This is a genomic window from Acidovorax sp. FG42 (assembly GCF_057809195.1).
On the sequence record NZ_JBMDJM010000009.1, the window covers coordinates 35,031 to 55,332 of the forward strand.

Below are 20,302 nucleotides of genomic sequence, written 5' to 3' on the forward strand. Positions count from 1 at the left end.
ACGCCGCGAGCACCTGCCTGTGGGCCCGACCCTATGGGAAAGCCGGAGAAAGGCCCGGCAACGTTGTTGCAGGCCGCTTGCGGTATTCATACCGCCACGCGACCTGCGCCTAGTTGCCGGGCCTTTCTCCGGCTTTCGCGGGCACGTAAAAGTGCATGACACGCTCTAACTTATGGCTGTAACTCTGGACGACAAGCTGGTGGTCGCCATCTCCTCGCGCGCGCTGTTCAATTTTGAGGAAGAGAACCGCGTCTTCGAGAAGGACAATGACCGCGCCTACGTGGACCTGCAGCGCCAGCGGCTCGACGTGCCTGCTGCGCCGGGCGTGGCGTTTTCGCTGGTGCGCAAGCTGCTCGCATTCAACACCTCCGAGCACCAGCGCGTGGAGGTGGTGCTGCTGTCGCGCAATGACCCGGTAAGCGGCATGCGCGTGTTCCGCTCATGCCATGCCCACGGGCTCCCCTCCATCCAGCGCGGTGTGTTCACGCAAGGGCGCGACCCGTTTCGCTACCTGCGGCCACTGGGCGCGCACCTGTTCCTGTCCGCCAACGAGGCCGATGTGCGCGAGGCCCTGCACCTGGGCTACCCCGCAGCGCGCGTGGTGACGGAGTCGGTGCAGGCCGGCGACTCCAACCCCCACGAAGTGCGGATTGCCTTTGACGGCGACGCGGTGCTGTTCTCCGATGAGGCCGAGCGCGTGTACCAGGCGGAGGGGCTGGCCGCCTTCCAGCAACACGAAACCGACAAGGCCGCGCAGCCCCTGCCCGACGGCCCGTTCAAACCCCTGCTCGCCGCCTTGCACCGTCTGCAGTCGGCAGGCGAGGCGGGTGGCACCGGCATGCGCATCCGCACCGCGCTCGTCACCGCCCGCAGCGCCCCCGCGCACGAGCGCGCCATCCGCACCCTGATGGACTGGAACATTGCGGTGGACGAGGCCATGTTTCTGGGCGGCCTGCCCAAGGGCGAGTTTCTGCGTGAATTCGAACCCGATTTCTTCTTTGACGACCAGACCGGTCACGTCACATCGGCAGCGCGCCATGTGCCTGCGGGCCATGTGAACAGTGGCATCTCGAATCCGGTGCGGGTTGTGGGGAACTGACCGCCGGAGCCCCCCTTGCAAGCTTGCGGGCTCTGCCGCTCCATGCCCGGCCCTTGCGAAAAGATCTGCAAAGACTTGCAACGCCCGGTGAAAGCCTGCAAAGCCCTGGTTGCAAACCACCGCCCTCGCCCCTCATGTGCCACCATGGCCATTGAGACTTTGAAGGAGAACACTTTGCGCATTCGCAAATCCTGGGCGCCCCTGTGGCTGCAGAAGCCTATCCTCGCGACGGTGGCCCTGTTCGCAGCCTGTGCAGCCCTGGCACAAACACCCCCCCCACCACCTGCCCATCGAGTGGAGACACACGCGGCCACAGAACCCGCAGCGGCGGTGAGCCCGGGCGAACTGAAGGCCCAGCGCGAATTCAAGATGCTCGACTTCAACGGAGACGGCAAGCTCAGCCGCTCAGAGGTGAAACTGTTCCCGCGTTTGGCGGCGGCCTTTGACGAGGCCGATACGGATGGTGATGGCTTTGTGTCGTATGCCGAAGTGCGCGCCTTTGCCGCCAAATACCGCGCCGAGCGTGATCGTCAGCGGGCAGCCGCACAAGCGGCAGCCACACCAGCAGCCCCTATTGCGTCGCCCCCAGCACCGGAGGCCCGTCCCTGAGGAACGCGGGTTGCACTTTGCCGAGCGGCAAACCCCAAAAATGAATCCAATTGACTTGGAGCGCTAGTGCAATATGCGCCGCCAGCTATCTACTTGATAGCAAAAATACCGGATGCACCGAGGCAGTACACATGGCTTCTGTGTGCACCGTAAAGGGCGGCCACGGGATGCGCTACCTGTACGCCACAGATTGCCGCTGCACAGGGGCTTCGCCAAACTGCACCGGGCGCCATGACACGCAATGGGGCGCCTTCGCGGCGGCAGCCCGGCAATGCCGGTGACTCAAACGCCGCCGGTGCGCTTGACCTTGGGGTCGGTGTAGGTCAGCGGCTCGTTCTTGGCCTGTTGGGCCAGACGCTCCTGCAAGGTCATCTTGTTGACGTCCTGAGCTACCTCTACCGCGCTGCCGCTGGCGCGCCACATGGACTGGATGAACTCCAGCAGCTGCTTGTAGATCGGCTCTTTGGGAGGCTCCGGCGGCTCCTCGACGGTTTCCTTCTTTTTTACCGCCGTCCAGTCCCGGTTCGGCGCCTCGGGCGCCGAGGGTTTGTCCGGCTCGCGCACGATCGCCCCCTCACCCAGCCGGTCCATAGACTCGACCGGGTTGGGAGCGTTGATGGGACGCACCGGAGGCGCACCCGAGGCGCCAGTGGAATACAAATCAGCGCCCTGAGGACGCCAGGACGGCGATCGATCGACAGGTGGCATTTGCATGACATTGGCCCGTAGTTGAACAAAAGTGTGGAAAGGGTCTTTCGGCCTCTTCGTACATCGATTACGGCAAAAAGAAGGGTGAATTTAGGTCTTTTTCACCGATTGGCCGAAATTTAGGGTTTTCCCTAGTAAAAATCCAGCCTTTGGGAACGGTTTCGCGCCTTCTAGGGGTCGGAATGGTGAGCTGAAGTGCTCCAAGGGGCCCCGAAGTGCGCCGCGCACATGCATATGTCGCGACACCACCACGCAGTCCGGAGATGGAGATAGGGCTGGCCGGGCGTGAATCACCCAGCGCAAGAGAGCCGGCAGAGAGACACACCGATCGGGTCGTCCCCTGGAAATGCGCAAGGGGGCGAGTGGCCCCTCCTCTATCGTCTAGTTACTCTTCAACGCCTGCTCACGGTCATGCAGGAGCGTGGAGACAACTCACGGCGACAAGACAGGGGCCTGGGCCGTGGGCGGAGCCGGACTGGCTCCGTCGCAAAAGTTCACAGAAACCGCTCAAGCAGGCGACGTGAATGCTTGTCCAGCGCCGTGGTGTCCTTCACACGGAACTGCAAACCGTCGCCCCCGGCGATCAGCAGCCGGGTGCGGCCACCCAGGCGGCGGATGTCCTCTTCGGCCTTGAGTACCAGGCGGGCGGGCCCCCGGTCGGTCTCCACATCCCAGGTGCTGGGTGTTGAAAAGCTAGAAACGGCAAGGATTTTCTGGATAGTGGGCACAAACTCGCGCACTTCCAGTTCTTCTTCAATGAGCTGCCGGGCGGCGCCCGTCACGGCCTCCAGCCGGGGAACCCAGAGCAGTTCATGGCCGTCGGCACCCACCAGAGAGAGCCCCTCGCCCGGCGCGGCGATGGGAAAAGCACGCACGGGAGTCACGCCCTCATGGGCCGTGCCATCGGCCAGGGTCAGGACCAGGCGGCCGTGCGGGTTGCGCGTGAGCTGGAAGGCGGGGATAGACGACGATGGGGTCAGGGAAGCATTCATGGCTGGGTTGCTCACAGCGTCTCAGGGATTGCCGGCGGGGTGGGCCGGGTGCAGCAGGCTGCTGTCGATGATCACGCCTGCGGCCTGCGCGTCTTCCTCGGCGCGGCGGGCCTGGGCTTCGTACAGCCGCCAGTAGGCGCCCTGTTTTTCCATCAGCTCGTCGTGCGGGCCCACTTCGACCACCTCGCCACGGTCCATCACCACCAGGCGGTCGGCCTTGCGCAAGGTGGACAGGCGGTGGGCAATGGCAATCGTGGTACGGCCTTGCACCAGGTTGTCGAGCGCCTTCTGGATTTCCTTTTCGGTCTCGGTGTCCACGGCCGAGGTGGCCTCGTCCAGGATCAAGATGCGTGGGTCGATCAGCAACGCACGCGCAATGCTGATGCGCTGGCGCTCGCCGCCCGACAGGCCCTGACCGCGCTCGCCCACCAGCGAGTCGTAGCCGTGCGGCAGGCGCAGGATGAATTCATGCGCATGGGCGGCACGGGCGGCGGCCACGATTTCCTCGCGCGTCGCTTCGGGTTTGCCGTAGGCGATGTTCTCCGCGATGGTGCCAAAGAACAGGAAAGGCTCCTGCAGCACCAGGCCGATGTGGCGGCGGTAGTCGGCCACCGCAAAGCGGCGGATGTCGATGCCATCGACCTGGATGGAGCCATCGCTCACGTCATAAAAGCGGCTGATCAGGTTGACCAGCGTGCTCTTGCCCGAGCCACTGTGGCCCACCAGGCCGATCATCTCGCCGGGGCGGATGTCCAGATCCAGCCCCTTGATGACCGCACGGCTGCCGTAGCGGAAGCCCACGCCCTGCATGCTAATGGCGCCCTGCACCTTGTCCACCTGGACGGGCTGGGCAGGGTCGGGGACGTTGCTCACGTGGTCCAGGATGTCAAAAATGCGCTTGGCGCCGGCGGCCGCTTTTTGCGTGACCGAGACGATGCGGCTCATCGAATCCAGACGCCCATAGAACCGCCCGATGTAGGCAATGAAAGCCGTGAGCACGCCCACCGTGATCTGGTTGCGCGACACCAGCCAGATGCCGAACGCCCAGACCACCAGCAGCCCGATCTCAGTCAGCAGCGACACCGTGGGCGTGAACAGGCTCCAGGTCTTGTTGAGCTTGTCGTTCACTTCCAGGTTGTGCTGGTTCGCGTCGCGGAAACGCTGGGCCTCCCGCTTTTCCTGCGCAAAGGCCTTCACCACGCGGATGCCGGGGATGGTATCGGCCAGCACGTTGGTCACTTCAGACCACACGCGGTCGATCTTTTCAAAGCCGGTGCGCAGGCGGTCGCGCACGGTGTGGATCATCCAGCCGATGAAGGGCAGCGGCACCAGCGTAACGAGCGCCAGCCACGGGTTGATGGAGAACAGAATCGCCGCCGTCATGACGATCATCAGCACGTCGGTGATGAAGTCGAGCGCGTGCAACGACAGGAACACGTTGATGCGGTCGGTTTCCGACCCGATGCGCGCCATGAGATCGCCCGTGCGCTTGCCACCAAAGTAGTCCAGCGACAGGCGCAGCAGATGCTCGTAGGTCGTAGTGCGCAGGTCGGCGCCAATGCGCTCGGACACCAGCGCCAATATATAAGTGCGCGCCCAGGAGAGGCCCCAGGCCAGCAGGGCCGACAGCAGCAACCCACCCAGGTACATCAGCACCAGCAGGGGGTCAATCTGCTTGCCGTTCTGGAACGGGATCAGGATGTCGTCCATCAGCGGGATGGTGAGGTACGGCGGCACCAGCGTAGCGGCGGTGGATGCCAGCGTCAGGGCAAACCCTGCGGCCAGCTGCTTGCGGTAGGGCCGGGCAAAACGCCACAGGCGCAGCAGCACCCAGGTAGAGGTTTGCGGCGGCTGGGCGCGGGCACAGGCCGGGCATTCTTCAGTGTCGGGCGGCAGGGGGGCATGGCACGTGGGGCAGGCGGGCTCGTCGTCCTCGGCGGAGACGTTGCCGGCGCCCAGGGTCAATTGCTGCTCGAAACGCTGCACCAGGCGCAGCGCCTGTGGATGGTTCGCCAGCGTAAAACGCCACTGCGCCAGGCGCTCGGCCGGGTTGTGCAACTCCAGCGAGCCCACCCCACCGTGGTCATGCAGCTTGAGCGCCAGGCCCTCACCCAGAGGCCAGCTGCGCCATGTGGTGGTGCCTGGGTCGCAAGCCAGCAGCCGTTCGGACGTCACCACCACCCACCCTGCCGCAAAGCGCAGCGTGGCGCTCAGGTCAACCGGCAAAGCTGCCAACACGTTCTCTTTGGAAGCGAGCATGGCCCGCAAATCGGCCCCCACAGGGCCAGAAAAGACACCCGAGGCGTCCACAGAATGGTGATGTTGCATTTTTGGTTGGGTTTTCCGCCACCGGCTGCCTGCGGTGGCCGCTCTCGCGAAAGCAAGAATTCTCACCGATACTGCACGCCACGGTGCGACGGCATCCTCCTGTAACGTCTGTGGCCGCCTTTTGGCTGACACTGCGCACAGGCGCTGGACTGGCGCACAATCATCGTCCACAAAATTCCCTCTCGTCCCCCTACCGCACAGCCCTTACCAAGGCCGGAACCACAACCGCTGCAATCCATGGCGAAACTCAACGACATCCAACTGCTTCGCATCAACTACCTGCGGGGCCCCAATATCTGGACCTACCGGCCGGTCCTGGAAGTCTGGCTGGACCTGGGCGAGCTGGAGGACTACCCCTCCAACACCATCCCCGGCTTCAATGACCGCCTGACGGCGTGGCTGCCCGCGCTGGTCGAACACCACTGCGGCGTGGGCGAACGCGGCGGCTTCCTGCAACGCCTGCAGGAGGGCACCTGGTGCGGCCACGTGCTGGAGCACATCGTGATCGAGCTGCTCAACCTAGCGGGCATGCCCACCGGCTTTGGCCAGACGCGCAGTACCAGCCAGCGCGGCGTGTACCGCATGGTGTTCCGCGCCCGCGACGAGAGCGTGGCCCGCGTGGCACTGGCCCAGGGCCATGCGCTGATCATGGCGGCCATCAACGACCAGCCTTTTGATGTGCAAGCCGCCGTGGCCCGCGTGCGCACCGAGGTGGACGACCAGTACCTCGGCCCCAGCACCGCCTGCATCGTCACCGCCGCCACCGACCGGGGCATCCCCCACATCCGCCTGAACGACGGCAACCTGGTGCAGCTGGGCTACGGCGCCCGCCAGCGCCGCATCTGGACGGCCGAGACCGAATACACCAGCGCGATTGCCGAAGGCATTGCCAGCGACAAGGACCTGACCAAGAGCCTGCTCAAGTCCTGCGGCGTGCCCATTCCCGAAGGCCAGGTGGTCAATAGCCCCGAAGAAGCCTGGGAAGCCGCGCAAGACATTGGCCTGCCCGTGGTGGTCAAGCCCTCCGATGGGAACCACGGCCGGGGCGTGACGCTGGACCTGCGCAAGAAGGAAGACATCGAAGCGGCCTACCACGTGGCCTACCCCGAAGGCAGTGACGTGATGGTGGAGCGCTTCATCCCCGGCGACGAACACCGCATCCTGGTGGTCGGCGGCAAGGTGGTCGCCGCCGCACGCGGCGAGGTGGTCAGCATCACCGGTAACGGCCGCAATACGGTCAAGGAACTCATCGACAGCCAGCTCAACTCCGACCCTCGCCGTGGCTATGAGGAAGAGTACCCGCTGGAGATCATCGACCTGGCCACCGACACCAAGGTACAGCTGGAACTCAAGCGCCAGGACCTGGACGCTGACTCGGTGCCCGCCGCTGGCCGCCAAGTGGTGGTGCAGCGCAACGGCAACGTGGCCGTGGACTGCACGGACGACGTGCACCCCGAGGTGGCCTACATCGCCCAACTCGCCGCCAAGGTGGTGGGCCTGGACATCGCCGGCATCGACATGGTGGCCCGCGACATCTCCAAGCCCCTGCACACGCAGGGCGGCGCAATTGTCGAGGTCAACGCAGGCCCTGGCCTGCTCATGCACTTGAAGCCCGCCGTGGGCGCGCCCCGCCCCGTGGGCCAGGCGATTGCCGAGCACCTGTTCCCCTCTGACGCCGATGACGAAGGCCCCGCAGGCCGCATCCCCCTGGTGGGCGTGGCAGGCACGCGCAACACCGCCACCATCTCGCGCGTGGTGGCCTGGCTGCTGCACCTGAGCGGCCACCACACCGGCCTGGCCTGCCGTGATGGACTCTTTCTGGACCGCCGCCTTGTGGAAGCCACCGACTGCGCCCACTGGGAAGCCGCACACCGCCTGCTGATGAACAAGATGGTGCAGGCCGCCGTGATCGAAAGCGACGCCCGCACCATCCTGCGCGACGGCCTCGCCTACGACCGCTGCCAGGTGGGCGTGGTGACCGACATGGATGGCGTGGAAACGCTGGCCGAGTTTGACGTGCACGAACAGGACCAGATGACCAAGGTGATGCGCACCCAGGTGGACGTGGTGCTGGCCGAAGGCGCTGCGGTGCTCAATGCGGCCATCCCCCAGGTGGCCGACCTGGCCCCGCTGTCGGACGGCGACGTGGTGCTGTATGCGCAGGACGGCACGCTGCCCGTGATTGCCGAGCACCGCGCCAAGGACAACGGCCGCGCGGTCTTCGTGAAGAACGGCCGCGTGGTCCTGGCGACGGGCAGTGCCGAGCATGTGCTGGGCGCCCTGTCCGACCTGACCTTTGGCCGCAACGCCGTGGTGCCCGATACCGACGCCCTGCTGGCCGCCATTGGCGCGGCCTGGGCGCTGGACATTGCCCCCGACCTGATCGGCGCAGGCATCAAGACCTTCGAGCCCGAGCTGGTCCCCACTGCCGCCCTGCGGTCTTGATGGCCCGCCGCGCATTTGCCGCTTTTTGTTGTTTGACCTCACATCCCACGACCTGAACAGGGCCCCAGTGCCCTGATGGACCACTGAAAGAGACTTCCATGGATGTAACCCGCACCCGGGCCCTGCGCGGCCCCAACCTCTGGAGCCGCCACATGGCCATCGAGGCCGTGGTGACCTGCGCCGAGAACGAGCGCGCTGTGGGCCAGATGGCCGGATTCGAAGCCCGCCTGCGGGCCCTGTTCCCCGCCATCGGCGCGCTGCACCCGGAAACCGGTGGCGGCGACGTATCGCTGGCCCACGTGCTGCAGACCGCCGCACTGGCCCTGCAGGCCCAGGCCGGCTGCCCCGTGACCTTTGCGCGCACCACCGCCACCACCGATGCGGGCGTGTACCAGGTGGTCGTCGAATACAGCGAAGAAGCTGTGGGCCGCAAGGCGTTTGAATACGCACAACAGCTCGTCGAGGCCGCACTGGGCAGCGGCAGCTTTGACGCGGACGCCGTGATCGCGGACCTGCGCGAACTGGACGAGGACGAACGCCTGGGCCCCAGCACCGGCTCCATAGTCGAAGCCGCCGTGGCCCGGGGCATTCCGTACCGCCGCCTCACACGCGGCAGCCTGGTGCAGTTTGGCTGGGGTTCCAAGCAGCGCCGCATCCAGGCGGCCGAGGTCGACTCGACCAGCGCCGTGGCCGAATCCATCGGCCAGGACAAGGACCTGACCAAGCGCCTGCTGCATGCAGCCGGTGTGCCCGTGCCCCTGGGCAAGCCCGTGGACAGCGTGGACGAAGCCTGGGAAGTGGCCCTGAAGGTCGGCCTGCCCGTGGTGGTCAAACCGCAAGACGGCAACCAGGGCAAGGGCGTCACCGTCAACATCACCGACCGCGCCCAGCTCGAAGAGGCCTACAAGAACGCCGCCGACTATGGCACCGTGATGGTCGAGCGCTTTTTGCCCGGCCACGACTTCCGCCTGTTGGTGGTGGGCGACCAGCTGGTGGCCGCCGCACGCCGCGAGCCGCCCCAGGTGCTGGGCGATGGCGAACACACCGTGCGCCAGCTGGTAGACGTGGTCAACCAGGACCCGCGCCGTGGCGAAGGCCACGCCACCTCGTTGACCAAGATCCGCCTCGATGACATCGCCGTGGCCCGCCTGGCCATGCAAGGCCTGACGCCCGAATCGGTGCCCGAAAAAGGCCAGCGCGTCATCCTGCGCAACAACGCCAACCTGTCCACCGGCGGCACTGCCACCGACGTGACCGACGACGTGCACCCCGAGGTCGCAGCCCGCGCCGTGGCCGCCGCCCAGATGGTGGGCCTGCACATCTGCGGCGTGGACATGGTGGCCGAGACCGTGCTGCGCCCGCTCGAAGAACAAGGCGGTGGCTTTGTGGAAGTGAACGCCGCCCCCGGCCTGCGCATGCACCTGGCGCCCAGCTATGGCAAGCCCCGCAACGTGGGGGCTGCCATGGTGGACAAGCTGTTTGCCCATGGCGACGACGGCCGCATACCCACCGTGGCTGTGACCGGCACCAACGGCAAAACCACCACCGCGCGCCTGATTGCGCACCTGTTCACCGCGCAGGGCCTGCGCGTGGGCATGACCAACACCGACGGCGTGTACGTGAACGGCCGCCAGATTGACAGCGGCGACTGCAGCGGCCCCAAGAGCGCCCGCAATGTGCTGCTGCACCCCGAGGTAGACGCCGCCGTGTTCGAGACCGCACGGGGCGGCATCCTGCGCGAAGGCCTGGGCTTTGACCGCTGCCAGGTGGCTGTGGTCACCAACATCGGCGCGGGCGACCACCTGGGCTTGAACTACATCACCACGGTGGAAGACCTGGCCGTGCTCAAGCGCGTGATCGTGCAGAACGTGGCCCCCACGGGCTACGCCGTGCTCAACGCCGCCGACCCCATCGTGGCGGCCATGGCATCGTCGTGCCCCGGCAAGGTGATCTACTTTGCGAGCGACCGCCACCACCCCGTGATGGTCACGCACCGCGCCCAGGGCCACCGCACCGTGTATGTGGATGGCGACTCCATCGTGGCCTCGGAAGGCTCATGGCGCGAAACCATCCACCTGCGTGACGTGCCCATCACGCGCAACGGCAAGATCGGCTTCCAGGTGGAGAACGTCATGGCCTCTGTGGCCGCAGCCTGGGGCGTGGGCATGCCCTGGCAGACTATCCGCCGGGGCCTGTCGGGCTTTGTGAACGACAGCGACAACGCCCCTGGCCGCTTCAACATCATGGACTACCGGGGTGCGACGGTGATCGCCGACTACGGCCACAACCCCGACGCCATGCGCGCGCTGGTGCAGGCCGTGGACGCTCTGCCCGGCAAACGCCGCAGCGTGGTCATCAGCGGTGCGGGCGACCGGCGCGACGAAGACATCCGCGAGCAGACCGTGATTTTGGGTGCCGCGTTTGACGACGTGATCCTGTACCAGGACGCCGCCCAGCGGGGCCGCGCCGATGGCGAAGTGATGGCCCTGCTGCGCGAAGGCCTGGCGGGCGCCCCCCGCACCACGCATGTAGAAGAGATCCGTGGCGAGTTCATCGCCATCGACGCCGCGCTGGCCCGCCTGCAGCCCGGCGACCTGTGCCTGGTGCTGGTGGACCAGGTGGAAGAAGCCCTGGCCCATCTGGCCCAGCGCTGCACCGAAGGCGAGACCACGGCATGACCGCCTCACGCACGCTGGCAGCTGCAGCTGCAGCTGCAGCCGCAGCCGCAGCCGCAGTGGCCCTTGCAGCCCTCACCGCCCTTGCAAGCGGCGCAGCGCAAGCTGCAACTGCCGAAAAAATCGGCACCGTGGACACGGCCTTCCAGTGGATCGGCCGTGACCACGACATCATCGTCGAGGCCTACGACGACCCCGGCGTGCAGGGCGTGACCTGCTACGTGTCGCGCGCCCGCATCGGCGGCATCAAGGGTACGCTGGGCCTGGCCGAAGACCGCGCCGAGGCCTCCATTGCCTGCCGCCAGGTGGGGCCCATCAGTTTTCCCGAGCCGTTGAAAAAGCAGGAAGAAGTGTTCAGCGAACGCATGTCCATCCTGTTCAAGCGCCTGCGCATCGTGCGCATGGTGGACCCGGCCCGCAACACGCTGGTGTACCTCACCTACTCCGACAAGCTCATCGACGGCTCGCCGCAGAACAGCGTGACCGCAGTGCCGGTGGACCGCGCCACCGCCATCCCGCTGCGCAAGTGACGGGCCCACGCAGCTGCCCAGGCACAGCGCACACACAAAAAAAGGGGCCTTGGGCCCCTTTTTTGATCAAAACCGCCGGTAGCGCCAGTGCAACATGCCCAAACAGCTATCAAATAAATAGCAATCAACCCTGCGTGGCAATCTGCCGCAGTGCCTGCTCAAACACCTCCACCGGCTGCCCACCCTGGATCAGGTGGCGCTCGTTGATGATGATGGCAGGCACCGAATGGATGCCGTTTTGCAGATAGAACTGCTCGCGCTCGCGCACCTCGTCGGCGTAGCGGTCTGAGGCCAGCAGCGCACGCGCCTCGGCCGCATCCAGCCCCACTTCGCTCGCCACACGCACCAGCACCTCGTGGTTGCTCGGGTCTTGCCCGTCGGTGAAATAGGCCTTGAACAGCGCCTTCTTCAGCGCGGCCTGCACGCCCTTCTCTTCGGCCCAGTGCAGCAGGCGGTGTGCATCAAAGGTGTTGTAGATGCGGCTGCGCTTGTCCATGCTGAAGGTGAACCCCAGCGCCGCACCCCGCGCCGCAATGGCCTCGCGGTTCTTCTGGCTCTGCTCGGGCGTGGCGCCGTACTTTTCTTGCAGGTGCTCGCCAATGTCCTGGCCCTCTGGCCCCATCTGCGGGTTCAGCTCGAACGGCTGAAAGTGCAGGTCCAGCGCGACCTCGCCCTGGAGCCGGTCCGCCGCCTGTTCCAGCGCCTTGAGGCCGATGATGCACCAGGGGCAGGAGACATCGGAGACGAAATCGATTTTGAGGGTGGTGGTCATGGGTCAAGTCTGTGGATGGCAAGCCAGGATGGTAGGACGGGCTTCAAAACCGCGGAGGCCGCAGGCTTAATGAACGCCTCCGGTAGCGATTGAAGCGCTGTCCAACCAGAGTGTGCCGCCAGTATCACACCACCATGGGCGTTGCTGCGCCATCCATCGTCAGAACCACGCCCGTGACGTAGCTGGCACGCTCGGACGCCAGAAACAGCACCACGTTGGCAACCTCCTCCGGCTGCGCCAGGCGACCCAGCGGCACCTTGCTCGTGGCCTGCGCAAGCGCTTCCTGCTCCGAGATGTTGTGCATGCGTGCCGTGGCGATCATCCCCGCCTGCAACCGCTCGGTGTGGGTGGCGCCCGGGTTGACGGCATTCACGCGCACGCCCTTCGGCCCATAGGCGGCCGCCATGCCCGCACTCATGAGCATCAGCGCCGCATTGGCGGCCCCGCCAGGCATATGGATGGGGCTGGCAACCTTTCCTCCGGCACCCACCACATTAACGATGGCTCCCCGGCCCCGCGCGCCCATCTTCTTGACCACCAGATCCACCATGTGGACGTACGTGAAGAATTTGGCGTTCATCGCGTCGTGCCAGGCCTGCGCGCTCAGCTCCTCGGGCGGGGTGCGCCGGGCAGCCCCTGCAGAGTTGACCAGCACATCGACGTCCCCGAAGGCGGCTTCAGCGTCGACCAGCGCTTTTGCGGCCGACTCGGGCTGCTGCAGGTCCGCCGCATGGACGCTGATGCGCCCAGCGCTGCCATGGACATCCGCCGATAACCGACCACGTGCGGCCTCCAGGTGTTCGGTGCTGCGGGATACCAGGCTGACGCGCGCCCCTTCGGCCAGAAACGCCGCCGCACAGGCATAACCAATGCCTTTGCTGCCCCCCGTGATGAGGACATGTTTGTCCTTCAGATTCAGATCCATGGATTTGCTCCGAGAAAGGTGAAGTGTGCAGGACCAGCCGCCTCATTCGATCGATATGCCAGCCGCCTTCACCACGGCACCATACCGATCCAGGTCCCGCTTGATTTCATCGCGGTATTGCTCGGCAGTGCCAGGGGTCGGCTCGATGCCCATCACACGCAATTTCTCGCGCACGGCGGCATCGTTCAACACCGCGTTCAGTTCTGTGTTGAGTCGCGTGATGACCGCCGCAGGCGTACCCACCGGTGCCAGCAGCCCCACCCAGGAGTTGACGACAAAGTCTGGCACACCGCTCTCGACAAACGTGGGCACATCGGGCAAAGCGCTGGTGCGCTGCGCACTCGACACCGCAATGGCCTTGAGCTTGCCGGACTTGATGTGTCCATGCGCGCCCGCCACCGCCGTGTACACCAGCGGGATCGTGCCCCCCAGCACATCGGTCATGGCTTGGCCGCCACCTTTGTAGGGCACATGGGTCAGGTTGGCGCCCGTCCGGATCTTGAGCAGCTCACCGGCAATGTGCGGTGTGCCCCCTGTACCCGAGGTGCCGAATGAGAGGCCTCCCGGCTGGGTCTTCGACAAGGCAATCACATCGGCCAGGCCCTTGACCGGCACGCCAGGGTTTGCCACCAGCACCAGGGTCGCATCCCCAATCTTGCCGACCGGCGCGAAGTCTTTGGCCGTATCAAAAGGCAGTTTGGAGAACACATGCGGATTGATCACCATGGTGCCGTCAAAACCCAGCACCAGGGTGTAGCCGTCTGCCGGCGCCGATTTGGCCAGCGCGGTGCCAATGTTTCCGGAGGCCCCCGGCTTGTTGTCCACCACAATTTGCTGGCCGAGGCGCTTACCCAGACTTTCGGCAATCAGACGCCCGCTGGTGTCGGTGACTCCCCCGGGCGTGAAAGGAACAATCAGCCGAAGGGGTTTGCTGGGCCACACGTCCTGCGCGTGCGTGGCCTTGGGCATACCGGCCACCGCGCCCAGGCACAGCAGGGCTGACAGGGCCAGCAGCTTGCGCCGACGCGGCATGGCGGACGCAGGCGGCACATGGCGGTGTTGGATGAGAAATGGATAGGGCTTCATGTTTGTCTCCTTCGTGTTGTGCTTTGGGGTCGTCTTGTCGAGGGGCGAAAGGCGTCAGCTGGCGCGTGCTTCGCCAATCAGGGTGTCTCGGCGTACTGGCGTTCAAACGCCCAGACGTCCTCGAAACCCATGAGCTGCGTCAATTCCGCAAAGGGCATCAAGCCAGCGTCGCTGTTCACCGACGAGCCCGTGCGCCGAAACTGCGCATACACCGTCTTCATGGCCTGGGTAGCGGCCAGCAAGGCAGTGACCGGAAAGATGGCGAGCTTGTAGCCAATGGACTCCAGCTCGCTGTGCGACAGCACAGGCGTCCGCCCGCCCTCCACCATGTTGGCCAGCAGGGGCTTGTCCACGGTTTGGCCGATCTTTCGCATCTCCTCCTCGCTCTCGGGCGACTCGACAAAAAGGATGTCCGCGCCAGCGCGGGCGTATGCCTCTGCCCGGCGCAGGGCTTCATCGAGACCGAGGGTGGTGCGGGCGTCCGTGCGCGCAATGACCAGGAAATCGGACGAAAGGCGGCTGTCGACAGCGACGCGAATCTTGCGCACCATGTCTTCCATCGGGATCACCCGGCGGCCGGGGGTGTGACCACATTTCTTGGGGTATTCCTGGTCCTCCAACTGGATGGCTTGCGCGCCGGCAGCCTCGTAGCCCTGCACCGTGTGGCGCACGTTGAGCAAACCGCCATAGCCCGTATCGCCGTCCGCAATCAACGGGGAGCGGGCCATGCCTGCCATGGCCTTCACCCGGCCCACCATGTCCGAATACGTGGCCAGCCCGGCATCTGGCAAGCCCAGGTGCGAGGCCACGGTGCCAAAGCCCGTCATGTACAAGGCATCAAAGCCGAAGGTATCGGCCAGCCGCAGCGACACCATGTCGTACACCCCGGGGGCGATCACCAGCCCGGGCTGGGTCAGGCGCTGGCGCAAAGAGATGGGAGCGGGCATGGAGGGCTTGGAAGAAGGAGCAGATTCAGACATGGTCATGGAGTGATGTTGCAAACAGGGTGGTATGAAGGCAGCTACTGCACAGTACGTGCCAGCCCGCCCACCTGCCGTAAGGCATTGATTTGATTGGCCATGCCCGCAGCAATGTCGTACAGCAGCGGCGTGCATGTTTCACCATTCGCCCCAATGTTTCATATTTGTGTTTCACTCAAGCAAGAATGAAACGCAACGACCTGTCGTTGAAACGCTTGCACAGCCAACGCATCGTCCGCACAACCGTCCGCCCTATGCCAACCCCCGTCACCCCACTTGCCAGTCGCCCTCGCCTTTGCTTCATGAGCTATCGCCAGATCCGGCTGATGGCCATGCCCATCGTGGCGGAATACCGGGACAGAGCGGAGATCGAGGTGATCGATGGCAGCTTTGAAGTGGCGCTGGACCTGGCCCGCAAGCGGCTGGACAGCGGACTGGTCGATGTCTTTGTCAGCGCAGGGTCCAACGCCAGCCTGCTGCGCAGCGGGATCAGCGCCCCGGTGGCCACCATCCAGTTGAGCGGGTTTGACATCCTGCAGGCGCTCATCAAGGCCCGGTCAACAGCCGACCGCGTGGGCATCGTGATGTACGGCCACACGCTACCGGAGCTGGAATCCGTCAAGGGCCTGCTGAACATCGATATCCACCAGTACGCCTACCAGACGCCCGACACGGCCCGCGCGTGCATCCGCCAGCTGCACAGCGATGGCATCCGCGTGGTCGTGGGTTCCAGCCTGGTGGTAGAACTGGCAGAAAACGCAGGCTTGGTTGGCCTGCTGGCGTATTCGCATGCCAGCATCCGCCAGGGCTTTGAAGACGCCCTGGAGCTGGCGCGGGTTGCGCAGCTGGAGGCCGGGCGATACGAACAGCTCAACACGGTGCTGCACACGCTGCAAGAGGCAGTCCTGGCGGTGAATCAGTCCGAACAGATCATTGCCATCAACCCGGCGATGCAACGCATTTTGGGCCTGGTGCGTGCGCCGCGCCTGGGTGAACCCCTCGCATCCGTCACCACCGATCTGTCGCTGCGCGAGACACTGGAAGGCGGCCAGCCCGAACATGGCGCGGTGCTGCGCCTGCAAGGCCGCGACTGGATTGCCAATCGCACGCCCATTTACGAAGGCGGCCACACCACGGGCGCGGCGCTGACCTTGTACGACGCGCGCACCATCCACGAGGCAGACAACCGCCTGCGCATTCAGCACCGCCGCAGCGACCACGCCGCGCGCCACCGCTTTGAAAGCCTGGCGGGGCAAGCCCCGGCGTTTTTGCAAGCCATCGCCAGAGCCCGCCGTTATGCCGCCACCGACTTCAGCGTTCTGATCACCGGCGAGAGCGGTACCGGCAAAGAACTCTTTGCGCAGGCCATGCACAACGCGAGCCAGAGGGCGCGCCGCCCCTTTGTCGCCATCAACTGCGCCGCGTTCCCGGAAACGCTGCTCGAAAGCGAACTGTTCGGCCATGAGGAAGGTGCGTTCACCGGTGCGCGCCGCGGCGGCAAGCGCGGGCTGTTTGAAGCAGCCCACACTGGAACCTTGTTTCTGGACGAAATCGGCGACATGCCACTCACGCTGCAAACCCGCTTGCTGCGCGTCTTGCAGGAGCGGCGCATCACCCGCTTGGGGTCCGTCACGTCCATCCCGGTCGATGTGCGCGTGATAGCGGCAACCCACCAGCCACTGCTGCAGATGGTGAACGCGCGCCAATTCCGCCAGGACCTGTACTACCGGCTCAATACCCTCACGCTGGCATTGCCTGCGCTGCGGGATCGCAAGGGCGACGTCCAAGTCCTGGCCGCGCGTTTGCTGGCCCACAGTCTGAGCCGGGTCGGCGTGTCCGGTGTCACCGCCGCTGAAGTGTTGGCCCAATGGGGAGGTGCCATGGAACAGCATCCCTGGCCCGGCAATGTGCGCGAGTTGGAAAACCTGTGCGACCGCATCGCCGTATGGCTGTCTCAGTACCGCCGCAGCGACAGCGTGGAGTGGGGCGGGCTGCGAGACGAATGCCCGGAACTCTTTGCGGCGACGCCAGACATCGAACAAAACCCTGGTGCCCCAACCGCCACAGAGCACCCGCCAGAAAAACCTGACCGGCACACACGGGCCCTGGCAGCGCTGGAGCGCCATGGCGGACGCACCGGCGCAGCCGCTGCAGAGCTGGGGGTCAGCAGGTCCACGTTCTGGCGCTGGTGTCGAAAGCCGGTTTGAAAAGCGTCCGAACTTGCGCGGACACCTGTCCACAAACAACCCGCCGACGACGGCCCGCCGTGAGAGCGGGCTGTCTCGACGCGCTACTGCCCATCGTGCCGCACCGCCGCATGACTACCCCTTGCTCCGCAACTCCGTCTTCAACACCTTCCCATAGGCATTCTTCGGCAGCGCCTCCACCCACCGGTATTCCTTGGGCCGCTTGAACCGCGCAATGTGCTCCAGGCACAGCGCATCCAGCTCTGCCCCGGGCACTGCACCACCCTCCCCAGCGACCAGGAAGGCCACCACCACCTCGCCCCATTCCGCATCGCGCTGGCCCACCACGGCGACCTCGCGCACCTGGGGGTGGAGCAGCAGCACCTCTTCCACCTCGCGCGGATAGATGTTGCTGCCGCCCGAGATGATGACGTCCTTGGACCGGTCCTTGAGGGTGAGAAAGCCATCGGCATCCAGCGCGCCCATGTCGCCGGTGTAGAGCCAGCCCTCGCGCAGGGTCTGCGCCGTGGCGTTGGGGTTGTTCCAGTAGCCGGGCATCACGGTGTCGCCGCGCACCACCACCTCGCCGGTCTCTCCGGTCGGCAGAGGCTGGCCTGCGGCATCGACCACGCGCACCTCTACCAACGACTGCGCCACGCCCACCGACACCATGCGCTCAGCCCAGCGCGGGTGGTCGCGGTCGGCCAGCTGGGCGCGCGACAGGGCGGTGATGGTCATGGGGCTTTCGCCCTGGCCGTAGATCTGTGCAAAGCGGTTGCCCATCACGGCCAGGGCGTTGCGCAGGTCGTCGGCGTACATGGGGCCGCCGCCGTAGACGATGGTCTTGAAGCCCGACACATCGGCGCCCGTGGCGCGCACATGATCCACCAGGCGGTGCACCATGGTGGGTGCGGCAAACAGGGTGAGCTGGCCCACGCTGGCCGCGAGCTGCACCAGCTCGGCAGGCTCGAACCCGCCCGACAGCGGCACCACATGCCGCTCGCCGCGCAGCACCTGGGCGTAGTTGTAGAGCCCCGCACCGTGCGACATGGGTGCGGCGTAGACCATGGCGTCGCCGGGCAGGATGTCGTCCACATCGGTGAAGTAGCAGGCCGTCATGGCCAGCAGGTTGCGGTGGGTCTGCATCACGCCTTTGGGGCGGCCGGTGGTGCCCGAGGTGTAGAACAGCGAGGCCACGTCGTGCGGCGCGCGGTCGCACACATCCATGGGCGTGTGGGCGACTGCGGCACGGTATGCGTCGGAGCCAAAGACCAGCACCGCGTCCTGCGGCGCCCCGGCCTCGTGCACGGCGGGGGCCAGCGCTTCAGAGGTCAACACCATGCGCGCGCCCGAGTCGGTCAGCACATAGGCGAGTTCTCTGGCATGCAGCTTGTAGTTGACCGGCACCGACACGGCCCCTGCCCACAGGATGGCGTGCAGGACTTCCAGGTATTCGGGCGCATTGGCGGCGTAGATGGCCACGCGGTCGCCCGGGGCCACGCCACAGCGCGTGCACAGATGGGCGGCCAGCGCAGCGGTGCGCGCGGCCAGCGTGCCGTAGCTCCACAGCACCTGGTCGCCATGCAGCAGTGCGGGCCGGTGGGCGTACAGCAAGGCGCTGCGGCGCAGCAGGTGGGCAATGTTCATCGGGCGCGCTCCAGAATGCTCACATAGTTGGCCACGGCCGATCCGCCCATGTTGAACACGCCCGCCAGCGTGGCGCCGGGCACCTGCAGGTCGCCCGCTTCGCCCATGAGCTGCATGGCCGACACCACATGCATTGACACGCCCGTGGCGCCAATCGGGTGGCCCTTGGCCTTGAGCCCGCCCGACGCGTTGACGGGCAAGCGGCCGCTACGCAGCACGGTGCCGTCTTCGAGCAGGCGGTGGCCCTGGCCTGCAGGCGCCAGGCCCATGGCCTCGTAGGTGAGCAGCTCGGCAATGGTGAAGCAGTCATGCACCTCGGCCAGCGACAGGTCGTGCACCGCGCACCCTGCCTGCTGCAGCGCCTGCTGCCAGGCGCGCCGGGGCCCTTCAAAGTCCACCACACGGCGGCGCGCCATGGGCAGGTAGTCGTTGACCTGCACCCGCGCCCGCAGGCGCACGGCGCGGGGGAAGTCGCCCACCGCATCATCGGCCGCCAGGATGAGCGCCGCGGCACCGTCGGACACCAGAGAGCAGTCCGTCTTGCGCAAGGGCGCGGCAATCATCGGGTTGCGGTCGGACACGGTGTTGCAGAACTCAAAGCCCAGGTCCTTGCGCATGTGGGCCCAGGGGTTGAGCGCGCCGTTGGCGTGGTTCTTGGCCGCGATGCGTGCCAGGGTGGCCGAATGGTCGCCATGCGCCGCGAAGTAGTCCTGCGCGATGGAGGCAAAAATGCCCGGAAAGCCACCGGGCGGACTGCCCGCCTCGCCGGAGTAGCCGCAGTCGCCCAGGATGCGCGTGGTCTCGGCGCCGGAGACAGCGGTCATCTTCTCAGCGCCGATGACGAGGGCAACCCGGGCGCGGCCGGCTTCGATCGCGTCACACGCGGCATAGAGGGCCGCCGAGCCCGACGCGCAGGCGTTTTCCAGCCGCGTGGCGGGCTTCCAGCGCAGGGCCTCGTCGCACTGCAGGGCCAGCGACGAGGCAAACACATCGGGCGTGAAGCCGCCGTTGAGGTTACCCAGCCACACGCCATCCACCGCTGTGCCGTCGATGCCCGCGTGCTGCAGGGCCTCGCGGCCCGCGCGGGTGATGAGGTCTTCAAGCACCAGGCTGTCCAGCCGGCCAAACGGCAAATGCGCCCAACCCACCATCGCTGCACCCATGTCCATCCTCCGTTGATGCGCGCCACGACGGCGCGATGGCAAGCACTGTAGGCAAGCGATGGCCCTCCGCACAGTCGCCGAACTACCCAAGGGAAAACCCGAAGCCCTGGCGCCCCACACAGCCCGCGCCATCAATCCCCCACACGCTGTGGCGTTG

The 20,302-nt window shown here is 65.9% G+C and carries 15 protein-coding genes; 6 read left to right on the forward strand and 9 right to left on the reverse strand.

What is annotated here, in order from left to right; all coding sequences use genetic code 11:
• Positions 1-172 precede the first annotated feature (172 nt).
• Entirely contained in the window at positions 173-1,099 is a 927-nt protein-coding gene (locus tag ACODSM_RS11340) for a 5'-nucleotidase (RefSeq protein WP_060984309.1), read from the forward strand.
• A 174-nt stretch (positions 1,100-1,273) separates the two neighbouring features.
• Entirely contained in the window at positions 1,274-1,708 is a 435-nt protein-coding gene (locus ACODSM_RS11345) for an EF-hand domain-containing protein (RefSeq protein WP_203422250.1), read from the forward strand.
• A gap of 282 nt (positions 1,709-1,990) precedes the next feature.
• On the opposite strand, the gene ACODSM_RS11350 is transcribed toward ACODSM_RS11345, so the two are convergent.
• The 3 genes from ACODSM_RS11350 to ACODSM_RS11360 form a co-directional block, all read right to left on the reverse strand.
• Positions 1,991-2,422, reverse strand: coding sequence for a hypothetical protein (locus tag ACODSM_RS11350; RefSeq protein WP_060984310.1), 432 nt, complete (start codon positions 2,420-2,422; stop codon positions 1,991-1,993).
• A gap of 488 nt (positions 2,423-2,910) precedes the next feature.
• Positions 2,911-3,408, reverse strand: a complete 498-nt coding sequence (locus ACODSM_RS11355) for a cyanophycin metabolism-associated DUF1854 family protein (RefSeq protein ID WP_015015659.1) — start codon at positions 3,406-3,408, stop codon at positions 2,911-2,913.
• Between the two features lie 21 nt (positions 3,409-3,429).
• Positions 3,430-5,736 carry a cyanophycin metabolism-associated ABC transporter gene (locus ACODSM_RS11360; protein ID WP_422847741.1) on the reverse strand — a complete coding sequence of 769 codons (2,307 nt, stop codon included), beginning with the start codon at positions 5,734-5,736 and terminating at the stop codon, positions 3,430-3,432.
• Between the two features lie 237 nt (positions 5,737-5,973).
• Between ACODSM_RS11360 and ACODSM_RS11365 the strand changes: the two genes are divergently transcribed.
• From ACODSM_RS11365 to ACODSM_RS11375, 3 genes are all read left to right on the forward strand, one after another.
• Entirely contained in the window at positions 5,974-8,181 is a 2,208-nt protein-coding gene (locus ACODSM_RS11365) for a cyanophycin synthetase (protein WP_488805329.1), read from the forward strand.
• A gap of 98 nt (positions 8,182-8,279) precedes the next feature.
• The gene (gene cphA / locus ACODSM_RS11370) at positions 8,280-10,859 is read left to right on the forward strand and encodes a cyanophycin synthetase (protein ID WP_488805330.1); all 2,580 of its coding nucleotides are present in this window, start codon (positions 8,280-8,282) and stop codon (positions 10,857-10,859) included.
• Complete coding sequence (locus tag ACODSM_RS11375) at positions 10,856-11,386, forward strand: CreA family protein (RefSeq protein ID WP_488805331.1); 531 nt, start codon at positions 10,856-10,858, stop codon at positions 11,384-11,386. The genes cphA and ACODSM_RS11375 overlap by 4 nt, the downstream gene beginning before the upstream one ends.
• A 124-nt stretch (positions 11,387-11,510) precedes the next feature.
• Here the strand turns inward: ACODSM_RS11375 and ACODSM_RS11380 are convergent, their stop codons facing one another.
• The 4 genes from ACODSM_RS11380 to ACODSM_RS11395 all read right to left on the reverse strand — a co-directional run bounded on the left by ACODSM_RS11380 (position 11,511) and on the right by ACODSM_RS11395 (position 15,155).
• Positions 11,511-12,158: a DsbA family oxidoreductase gene (locus tag ACODSM_RS11380; protein WP_015015664.1), complete on the reverse strand. Its 648-nt coding sequence runs from the start codon at positions 12,156-12,158 to the stop codon at positions 11,511-11,513.
• Between the two features lie 124 nt (positions 12,159-12,282).
• Complete coding sequence (locus ACODSM_RS11385) at positions 12,283-13,083, reverse strand: SDR family oxidoreductase (protein ID WP_488805332.1); 801 nt, start codon at positions 13,081-13,083, stop codon at positions 12,283-12,285.
• 42 nt (positions 13,084-13,125) lie between these two features.
• Positions 13,126-14,115, reverse strand: coding sequence for a Bug family tripartite tricarboxylate transporter substrate binding protein (locus ACODSM_RS11390; protein ID WP_363317329.1), 990 nt, complete (start codon positions 14,113-14,115; stop codon positions 13,126-13,128).
• A 131-nt stretch (positions 14,116-14,246) separates the two neighbouring features.
• Complete coding sequence (locus ACODSM_RS11395; RefSeq protein ID WP_015015667.1) at positions 14,247-15,155, reverse strand: isocitrate lyase/PEP mutase family protein; 909 nt, start codon at positions 15,153-15,155, stop codon at positions 14,247-14,249.
• 248 nt (positions 15,156-15,403) lie between these two features.
• Here ACODSM_RS11395 and prpR point away from each other — a divergent pair, with 248 nt between their 5' ends.
• Positions 15,404-17,356 (forward strand): propionate catabolism operon regulatory protein PrpR, encoded by a 1,953-nt coding sequence (gene prpR / locus ACODSM_RS11400; RefSeq protein ID WP_488805333.1) that lies wholly within the window; start codon positions 15,404-15,406, stop codon positions 17,354-17,356.
• A 114-nt stretch (positions 17,357-17,470) separates the two neighbouring features.
• On the opposite strand, the gene ACODSM_RS11405 is transcribed toward prpR, so the two are convergent.
• Positions 17,471-18,982, reverse strand: coding sequence for an AMP-binding protein (locus ACODSM_RS11405; RefSeq protein ID WP_488805334.1), 1,512 nt, complete (start codon positions 18,980-18,982; stop codon positions 17,471-17,473).
• Positions 18,979-20,145 (reverse strand): acetyl-CoA acetyltransferase, encoded by a 1,167-nt coding sequence (locus tag ACODSM_RS11410; RefSeq protein ID WP_488805335.1) that lies wholly within the window; start codon positions 20,143-20,145, stop codon positions 18,979-18,981. The genes ACODSM_RS11405 and ACODSM_RS11410 overlap by 4 nt, the downstream gene beginning before the upstream one ends.
• Between the last annotated feature and the right edge of the window lie 157 nt (positions 20,146-20,302).